At 75.3% G+C, this 5,096-nt stretch carries 4 protein-coding genes; all 4 read right to left on the bottom strand.

Features of this window, described 5'->3' with window-relative positions:
* On the bottom strand, positions 1 to 404 hold a 404-nt coding region (locus tag ACFQ87_RS44125), incomplete at its 3' end, for an ATP-binding cassette domain-containing protein (RefSeq protein WP_380616694.1).
* Positions 401 to 2,224 carry a dipeptide/oligopeptide/nickel ABC transporter permease/ATP-binding protein gene (locus tag ACFQ87_RS44120; protein WP_380616695.1) on the bottom strand — a complete coding sequence of 608 codons (1,824 nt, stop codon included), beginning with the start codon at positions 2,222 to 2,224 and terminating at the stop codon, positions 401 to 403. The genes ACFQ87_RS44120 and ACFQ87_RS44125, both read right to left, overlap by 4 nt.
* A 40-nt stretch (positions 2,225 to 2,264) precedes the next feature.
* Positions 2,265 to 3,233, bottom strand: coding sequence for an ABC transporter permease (locus ACFQ87_RS44115; protein WP_380616693.1), 969 nt, complete (start codon positions 3,231 to 3,233; stop codon positions 2,265 to 2,267).
* A gap of 14 nt (positions 3,234 to 3,247) precedes the next feature.
* Positions 3,248 to 4,831: an ABC transporter substrate-binding protein gene (locus ACFQ87_RS44110; protein WP_380616692.1), complete on the bottom strand. Its 1,584-nt coding sequence runs from the start codon at positions 4,829 to 4,831 to the stop codon at positions 3,248 to 3,250.
* Positions 4,832 to 5,096: the final 265 nt, after the last annotated feature.

The raw sequence follows: 5,096 nt of genomic DNA, 5'->3' as shown, positions 1-5,096 counted from the left end.
AGGCCGACGAGTTCGAGCAGGGCGGCGACGCGTTCGGCCCGGGCCCGCCGGTCGAGCCGGTGGAACGCGGTGGCCGCCTCGACGAGCGTCCGGCGGACCGTCATCCGGGGGTCCAGTGCGGTGTCCGGGTCCTGGAGGACGACCTGGACCAGGCGGCCGAGCCGGCGCCGGTCGCGGACGGTGCGGACCCGGAGCTCCCGGCCGTCGAGCAGGACCTTGCCCCCGTGCATGCGGTCGAGGCCGACGATCGCCCGGGCCAGGCTCGACTTGCCGGAGCCGGACTCGCCCACGAGCCCGAGCGTGGTGCCCGACGGGATCTCCAGCGAGACGCCGTCCACGGCGATGACGGGGCCACGCGGGCCGTGGTGGCGGACGCTGAGGTCGCAGACCTGAAGGGTGGTCATGACGCGGTCACCTCCGCCTCCACCGGTACGGGGTACCAGCACGCGACCCGGTGGACCGGGTCGAGCTCCTCCAGCGGCGGGGCCTGCTCGGCGCAGTGGTCCCGGCGGCGCGGGCAGCGCGGCTCGAACGGGCAGCCGGGGGCGGGCGCGAGCGGGTCGGGCGGGGCGCCCTCCACCGTGGGCAGCGGCCGGTCGCGGTCCGCGGTGAGGTCGGGCACCGACTCGACCAGGGCCCGGGTGTAGGGGTGCCGGGTGCCGGTGGCGAGCCGGTCGGCGGGCAGCGCCTCGACGATCGTCCCCGCGTACATCACCAGTACGCGGTCGCAGAACTCGCCGACCAGCGCGACGTCGTGGCTGATGAACAGGACGGCGGCGCGGGTGTCCCGGCGGATCTCGGACAGCAGCCCGGTGATCTGCCGCTGCACGGTGACGTCGAGCGCGGTGGTCGGCTCGTCGGCGATGATCAGGCCCGGTCGCACCATCAGTGCGGCCGCGATCATCACCCGCTGCCGCTGGCCGCCGGAGAGCTGGTGGGGGCGTACGCGCAGCGTCGCCGGGGGGAGGCCGACCCGGCGCAGGGCGTCGGCGGCCTCCGCGGCGGCCTGGGCGCGGCCGGCGCCGCGGTGGGCCCGGACGGTCTCGGTGAGCTGGGTGGAGACCCGCAGCGCCGGGTTGAGCGCCGAAGCCGGGTTCTGGTAGATCATCGCCAGGCCGGTGGCCAGGTGGTGGTCGCGCGCCTTCGGCGTCATGGCGGCGAGGTCGGCGCCGAGCAGCCGCAGGGTCCGTCGGGACACCCGGGCCCGTGCCGGGAGCAGGTCGGTGATCGCGAGCGCGGTGAGCGACTTGCCGGAGCCGGACTCGCCGACGAGACCGACGATCTCGCCCGGCCGCAGCGACAGGCTCACCCCGCGCACCGGCCGGATCAGCCCGTCCGGGGTGGGCAGTTCGACGTCGAGGTCCTCGACCTGGAGCACCAGGGCCTCCTCGGCGGGCCCGCTCGGCACGACCGCCCGCCGGACCGTACGGGGTGCCGGGCTGCGCCGGGCGACGCCGCCGGACATGACCTCGCCGAGCAGCTGGAAGGTCACCGCCGCGTAGAGGATGGCCAGGCCGGGGGCGAGGGCGGGCAGCGGCTGGGCGTAGATGCGGTCGAGCCCCTGGTTGAGCAGCTGCCCCCAGTCGTAGCCGGGCGGCTGGACGCCCAGGCCGAGGAAACTCAGCCCGGAGAGCGCGACGAGGGAGGTGCCCGCCGCCGTGGTGGTGCTCAGCAGCAGAGGCTCGGCGATGTTGGGAAGCACGTGCCGCCACAGCAGTCGGTGCCGGCGCAGGCCGAGCACCCGGGCCGCGGCCAGGTGGTCGGTGCCCGCGACGCCGGCGGCGAGCGTCTGGGCGAGCCGGGCGAAGCCGGGGATGCCCGCGACGGCGAGGGCGAGCATCGCCGGGCCGGCGCCCGCGCCGAACACCACCGCGAGGAAGAGGGCGACCAGCAGCGCGGGGAAGGCGAGCAGCAGGTTGATCAGCGCGGTGAGCAGCCGACGGGTGCGCGGGCCGACGACGGCGGTGGACGCGCCGAGCAGCACGCCGCCGGTCGCGCCGAGCAGGGTCGCGGCCAATGCGAGCAGCAGGGAGAGCCGGGTGGCGGTCAGGACCCGGGCGAGCACGTCCCGTCCGAGATTGTCGGTGCCGAACGGGTGCGCCGTCGACGGGCCCTGCAGCACCGCCGAGGGGTCGGGGCGGTCCGCGGCGGTGCCCCACAGGAGCGGGGCGGTCAGCGCGAGCACGACCAGTGAGACCAGCATGGCGGCCGCGACCCAGGCCATGGGGGAGCGGGGGTACCGGGTGGGAAGGCGCATCGGATCCTCAGCTCTCCCGGATCGCCGAGCGGGGGTCGAGCAGCGCCAGCAGCACGTCGACCAGGAGGCCGGAGAGCAGCACGGTGGTGCCCAGGACCAGCACCATCGCCTGGATCACCGGGTAGTCCTGGGTGACCACGGACTGCGCCATCGCCGAACCGATGCCGGGCCAGGCGAACACCTTCTCGACCAGGACGGTGCCGGCGATCATGGCGGGCAGCAGGCTGCCGGCGACGGTGAGCGCGGCGGTCGCCATGTTCGGCGCCGCGTGGCGCAGGTAGCGGCGGGCGGGGGACAGGCGCTTCCCCCTGGCGGTGCGCAGGTAGTCCTCGGACAGCACCTTCAGCGCCTCCACCCGGACGATCCGCACCAGGACGGCGGTGGGCGCGAGGGAGAGCGCGAGGACCGGCAGGACGAAGGACTCGACGCCCGCCGCACCGGCCACCGGGAGCAGCTGGAGGCCGACGGCCAGCAGCGCGGTGAGCCCGGCGGCCAGGACGAAGTCCGGCACCCCGGCCAGGCCGGCGGTCACGGCCGTGAACGCCAGTTCGCTGTGCGGGTGCCGGCCGTCCTGGGTGCGGACGGCGGCGAGCAGTCCGCAGGGCAGGGCGACGGCGAGGGTGACGAGGAAGGCCAGGCCGGCGATCTCCAGGGTGGCCGGCAGCCGGGTGCGGACCAGCTCCGCGACGGGGGTGCCGGTGACGAGCGACGTGCCGAGGTCGCCGTGCAGGAGGCCGTCCACGTAGTGCCGGAACTGGGACGGGAAGGGCGCGTCGAGGCCGAGTTGGTGCCGGCGGGCGGCGACCAGGGCGGGGGAGGCGTCGACGCCGAGGGCGGCGCGGACGGGATCGCCGGGGACGAGGCGGATCATCGCGAAGGACGCGCTGAGCACGACGGCGAGGGAGAGGAGCAGCCGGGCCGTGCGGCGCCCGAGGAACGCGGTCCACGGGTGCCGCAGCAGGCGGGGTGGGGACACGTCGGGTCTCCCGGTCACTGGTGCAGGCGGACGCTGGTGGGGACGAGCTCGCCGCCGAACGTGGTGGCGAAGGTGGTGCGGCGGCCGTAGACGGTGCTCCGGCCGTCGGCGATCGGGAGGGCGTCGGCCGAGCGCAGGAGCGCGGCCGAGGCCTGGTTCCAGATGGCGCAGCCCGCCGTGTCCGGCTCCTGGAGGGCCCGGGCGACCAGGGCGTCGTACTCGGGGTTGGCGACCCCGGCGAAGTTGAGGCCCTGGGCGGGGGTGGGGCCGGAGAAGAACGGGACGAATCCGACGGGCAGCGCGAAGCCCGGGGTGCTGCCGACCACGATGTCGAAGTCACCGGTCTGGTACATGGCGTTGACGAGGGCGGGCAGGCTCTCGGTGACCTGGGTGACGTCCGCGCCGAGGGCTGTCCAGTACCCGGCCATCAGCTCGGCGACGGACGGCAGGGTCGAACCGATGTCCGGGCTGGTGATCAGGCGCAGCCGGAGCGGGTGTCCGTCCTTGGTGAGGGGGCCGTCGCCGACGCGCGTCCAGCCCGCGGCGCGCAGGGCCTCGGCGGCGTCCTGCGCCGGCAGGTCGGCGGCGGCGAGGTCGGCGTGGCAGACGGCACCTTCGGCGCCGAAGTCGGTGGCGGGCCGGCCGGTGCCGCCGACGGCGACGTTGGCGAGCCCTTGGCGGTCGAGCGCGGACACCAGGGCCCGGCGCAGCGCCGGATCTGCCAGTGGGCGGCTGGGGCGCTGGTTGAAGAAGGTCAGCCCGACCACGGTCGCCATGTCGGCGGCGGCCAGGCCGTGGCCGGTGAGCCGGGCGCGGTCGGGGCCGTTCACGCTCGCGATGTCGATGCCCCCGGTGAGCAGCAGGTTCGCGGCAGTGGAGGCCTGGGGCACCACCGAGAGGACGATCCGGGCCGGCAGGCCGGGCTCCGCGGTGCCCGCGCCGGCCGGGCCCCAGCGGTAGCCCTCGCGGACGGTGAACTCGTAGGGCCCGCCGGGGGAGTAGCGGGTGAGCACGTACGGGCCGGTGCCCTGGGTGGCGCGGTCCAGCGACTGGGGCCGGTCGAGGCCGGCGGGGCAGACGATCGGCAGCAGGCCGAGGGTGCGGGTGAGGAACGGGAAGGGGGCGGTGGTGGTGGCCGACACCGTGCCGGCCCGGTCGTCGGCGGTCGCGGTGAAGGGGACGCCCGGCAGGACGGTCTGGGCGCCGGCGAGCTGGTTGGCCGGGTCACCCGCGTAGGTCAGTGCCCGGGCCACCGCGGAGGCGGTGAGGGGGGTGCCGTCGGAGCAGGTGATCCCCGGGCGGAGGGTGAAGGTGGCCGTGGTCGTGGTGGCCTGCCAGGACGAGGCCAGGCCGGAGACCACCGCGCCGTCGGGGGCGATGTTGACCAGCGAGTCGTAGGCGTAACGGGCCTGGGCGGCGCCGAAGGTCGAGTACGGGTTGAAGCTCGGCGTCTCGCTGGACTCGGCGATCCGGACGGTGCCGTGGTCGACGAGTGGAGTGCTCGTCGAGGATCGGGTGGCGCCCCCGCAGCCGGTCAGCGCGACGGCCGTGGCGGTGACGACGGCAGCCAAAGGGACCGGCAGGGTGCGACGGGGCATGGCGTCATGGTGCCATCGGATTTTGCTGATGACGAGTCAACTTAGGTGCACGGCAAGTGTGTTTGAATGATTGGAAATGCCTTCCGCCTTGGTGGGGGCCGCGAGCGCGCCGGGGCGGGCCTGATCCGATTCATCCTTTCGAGGGGTGCCACCGCCCGGGTGCCACGGACCGGCTGACCGGGCGGCCCGGCATCGTCACTATGGCGGCATGAGGACGAACGAACCGGGCCGGGAGATCGGCCGGCTGGCGGACCGCTACTGGGAG

Origin of the sequence: Kitasatospora sp. NPDC056531 (assembly GCF_042794375.1) — a bacterium.
GTDB lineage: Bacteria > Actinomycetota > Actinomycetes > Streptomycetales > Streptomycetaceae > Kitasatospora.
The sequence above is the reverse complement of the archived record's forward strand: the minus strand, read 5'-3'. Positions and strand labels throughout refer to the sequence as shown.

Bases quoted from the DNA above. Each gene is read 5' to 3' on its own strand.
- ACFQ87_RS44120 (WP_380616695.1), bottom strand. From the start codon at position 2,224: ATGGCCTGGGTCGCGGCCGCCATGCTGGTCTCACTGGTCGTGCTCGCG.
- ACFQ87_RS44110 (WP_380616692.1), bottom strand. From the start codon at position 4,831: ATGCCCCGTCGCACCCTGCCGGTCCCTTTGGCTGCCGTCGTCACCGCC.